This is a genomic window from Ralstonia sp. RL, from assembly GCF_001683835.1.
Classification (GTDB): domain Bacteria; phylum Pseudomonadota; class Gammaproteobacteria; order Burkholderiales; family Burkholderiaceae; genus Ralstonia; species Ralstonia mannitolilytica.
In genome coordinates this window covers 1-3,650 of sequence record NZ_LWRX01000245.1, presented here as the reverse complement: position 1 = coordinate 3,650, position 3,650 = coordinate 1, and the positions used below count along the sequence as shown (strand labels likewise).

The window sequence follows — 3,650 nt, the reverse complement described above, 5'->3', positions numbered from 1 at the left end:
GAAAGGGAGATGAACCACCAAGGTCCGCAAACGCAGCAAGCAATAGCCAGCCCACCGGAGCCATCCACGATGCGCCGCTTCCGCAACACCAAAATCCTCGCCACCCTAGGCCCCGCCAGCAGCGACAAAGACACCATCCGCGCCCTCTTCGACGCCGGCGCGGACGTCTTCCGCCTGAACTTCAGCCACGGCTCGCACGAAGACCACCGCAAGCGCTACGACACCGTGCGCGCGGTGGAGGCCGAGACCGGTCGCCCGATCGGCATCCTCGCTGACATGCAAGGCCCGAAGCTGCGCATCGGCACGTTCGCCGACGGCCGCGTCGTGCTCAAGAACGGGGATCGCTTTGTGCTCGACCGCGACCCGACGCCGGGCGATGTCACGCGCGTGCATCTGCCGCACCCGGAGCTGTACGCCGCTACCGCGCCGGGCCAGTCGCTGTTGCTGGACGACGGCAAGATCCGCCTGGCCGTGGAAGCCGCCGACCCGACGGCCATCGTCACGCGCGTGGTCGATGGCGGCCCGCTGTCGGACCGCAAGGGCGTGAACGTGCCGGACGCTGTGATCCCCATCCCCGCGCTCACCGAGAAAGACCTGCGCGATCTCGACTTCGCGCTGTCATTGGGTGTGGACTGGATTGCGCTGTCGTTCGTGCAGCGCGCCGAAGACGTGATCGCCGCACGCGAGATCATCGGCGACCGGGCTGGGCTGCTCTCGAAGATCGAAAAGCCCGCCGCGCTGCTGCACCTCGAAGACATCGTGCAGGCCTCCGACGCGCTGATGGTGGCGCGCGGCGATCTGGGTGTGGAGCTGCCGCCCGAGCGCGTGCCCGGCGTGCAGAAGCGCATCCTGCGCATGGCGCGCCAGCATGGCAAGCCGGTGGTCGTGGCCACGCAGATGCTGGAATCGATGATCGAAGCGCCGGTGCCGACGCGCGCCGAGGCCTCCGACGTGGCCAGCGCCGTGTACGACGGCACCGATGCCGTGATGCTGTCGGCCGAGTCGGCCAGCGGCAAGCATCCGGTGGCGGCGGTCAGCATCATGAACCGCATCATTGCCGAGACCGAACGCGACCCGCTCTACCGCAACCTGATCGACGCGCAGCATCAACCGCCGCTGCCGACGCGCCAGGACGCCATCTGCGCGGCCTTGCGCGACGTGACGCACATCCTCGGCGCAGTGGCCACCGTCACGTACACGTCCAGCGGCAAGACGAGCCTGCGCGCCGCACGCGAGCGGCCACTGGCGCCCATCGTCAGCATCACGCCGCGCCTGGACACGGCGCGCCGGCTGGCCATCGCGTGGGGCGTGCACAGCACGGTCAGCCCCGATGTGAGCAATGTCGACGAGATGGTGGACGCGGCGTGCCGGGCCGCCGCACGTGAAGGCTTTGCCGTGTCGGGCGACCAGATCGCCATCACGGCGGGCATGCCGTTCGGCCAGGCCGGTTCGACCAACCTGCTGCGCCTGGCGGAAATCTGGCCGCAGACCGTGGCAGCCGCGACGGAAACGCGCGCCGAGCAGTTCGAAGCCGCGACGGCCTGACGCTGCGTCAGACCACCTTGGAGTAGCGCGGAACGAAGCCGACGGGCTTGCCCCCGGCTTCCACCGCACGCTCCGTGCCCGCCTGGCGCAGGTGCGAATCGAAGACCATCGCGATGCGGCGCACGAGCAGCCGCCCTTGCGGCGTGATGACGATGCGTTCGTCCCCCACCCGCACCAGCCCGGCTTCCTCCAGCGGCGCCAGCTCCCGCAGCTCATCTGCGAAGGTGCGCTTGAAGTCCAGCCCGTGGCGCGCGCCGAAGGTGCGCATGTTCAGTTCAAATCCGCACATCAGCTCGCCGATCAGCGCACGGCGCACGTGGTCGTCCGGCGTGAGCGACATGCCGCGCAGCACGGCCAGTTCGCCGGCATCGATGCGCGCGTAGTACGCGTCGAGATCCTTTTCGTTCTGCGCATACACATCGCCCACGCGGCTGATGGCGGACACGCCAAACGCCAGCATGTCGCAATCGGCGTGCGTGGAATAGCCCTGGAAATTGCGCTGCAGCCGCCCTTCACGCTGCGCGATGGCAAGCGCATCGTCAGGCCGAGCGAAGTGGTCCATGCCGATGTAGACATAACCCTCGGCGACGAGGCGCTCCACCGTCATCGCCAGCAAATCGAGTTTTTCGTCGGCGGTCGGCAGCGCGAGCAGATCGATGCGGCGCTGCGGCTTGAACAGGTGCGGCAGATGCGCGTAGCTGTAGACGGACAGCCGGTCGGGCGCCATCTCCAGCACGCGATCGAGCGTGGCGTTGAAGGTCTCGGTGCGTTGATGCGGCAAGCCGTAGATCAGGTCGAAGCTGATCGACTCGAAGCCCAGCCGGCGCGCGGTGTCGACCACGCGGCGCGTCTCTTCCACGCTCTGCGTGCGATGCACGGCGCGCTGCACCTCGGGGTCGAAGTCTTGAATGCCGAGGCTTGCGCGATTGAAGCCGATCTCGGCCAGGACTTCGAGCGTGGCGTCGTCGGCGTGGCGCGGGTCGAGTTCGACGGAGATTTCGGCGTCGCCCATCAGCGCAAAATGCTCGCGCGTCGCGGCCATCACGGCGCGCATCTCGTCGTGCGCGAGGAACGTGGGCGTGCCACCGCCCCAGTGCAATTGCGTCACGCGGCGCAGTGGGCCGATCTGGTTGGCCACCATGGCCATCTCACGCGCGAGCGTTTCAACATAGCGTGCACTGCGCGAGCGGTCCTTCGTGATGACCTTGTTGCAGCCGCAGTAGTAGCAGAGGTTCGCGCAGAACGGCAGGTGCATGTACAGCGACAGCGGCGCATGCAGCGCAGGCGCGATCGCGGCGCGGCGGTGCAAGGCGTCGAGGTAATCGGCGTTGCCAAACTGGTTGTGAAAGCGGTCAGCCGTCGGATACGAGGTATAGCGCGGGCCGTGCGTATCAAAACGCTGCGCGAGCGCGCGCACCTGGGGAGCCGACCAGCGGAAAGCGCTGTCGTTGGCGGCGGACGGAGGATCGGCCGGCTTGGCGAACGGAAACATGGGGCGGTTCTAGTGGGGCGATAGGTCATCCTAAAACCGCGATGTGAGTGTCGGGTTGATGTGTGTCAACGTCGGTCAATGCGGGTTCCAAAGCGTTGTGTACTGCACGCGTGGCGTCACGGCGGCACAACGGGGCTGGGCGTTGATGGGTGTTTTTTTTGAGTTCTGGATTGTTGGTGCATCCCTTGTTTCATCCCCTGCCGGGGCTGACTCACTTTCTTTGGTCTTGCCCAAAGAAAGTAAGCAAAGAAATGCGCGCCCGAGATGGCGAAAGACTCCTTGAATTTATGTCGCAGGGAGGGGAAGGGAAAAACTCGCTTCGCTCAGACAGTTTCCCTTCCTTTTTCCTCCCTGCAACAGAAATTCAAGGCGCCATCTAGGGCAGGAACGGCCAAACACTCGGTATGCCGGTGTAAACGAAAAAGCGAGCCCCTGGTAGCTCGCTTCGTGTTCGACGGTTTGCTTTTCCCTTGCCCTAGATGGCGCCTTGGATTTTTGTTGCGGGAAGGATAAAGAGGGGAGGCCTGTCTGAGCGCAGCGAGTTTGCCTCCCCTCCCTTCCCGCGACACAAATCCAAGGGGAAGTCGCCATCTCGGGCGCGCCTTTCTTTTGC

Annotated in this window: 2 protein-coding genes; one reads left to right on the top strand and one right to left on the bottom strand. The window is 65.7% G+C overall.

Features of this window, described 5'->3' with window-relative positions:
* Window positions 1-69: 69 nt before the first annotated feature.
* Window positions 70-1,545: a pyruvate kinase gene (gene pyk, locus A6M56_RS21900; RefSeq protein WP_045785247.1), complete on the top strand. Its 1,476-nt coding sequence runs from the start codon at window positions 70-72 to the stop codon at window positions 1,543-1,545.
* 7 nt (window positions 1,546-1,552) lie between these two features.
* Here pyk and hemN read toward each other — a convergent pair whose 3' ends face one another.
* A complete protein-coding gene (gene hemN / locus A6M56_RS21895; RefSeq protein WP_045785246.1) occupies window positions 1,553-3,037 on the bottom strand; it encodes an oxygen-independent coproporphyrinogen III oxidase in 1,485 nt (494 codons plus the stop codon).
* Between the last annotated feature and the right edge of the window lie 613 nt (window positions 3,038-3,650).

Coding starts and splice junctions, on each gene's coding strand:
- pyk (WP_045785247.1), top strand. CDS start 70: ATGCGCCGCTTCCGCAACACCAAAATCCTCGCCACCCTAGGCCCCGCC.
- hemN (WP_045785246.1), bottom strand. CDS start 3,037: ATGTTTCCGTTCGCCAAGCCGGCCGATCCTCCGTCCGCCGCCAACGAC.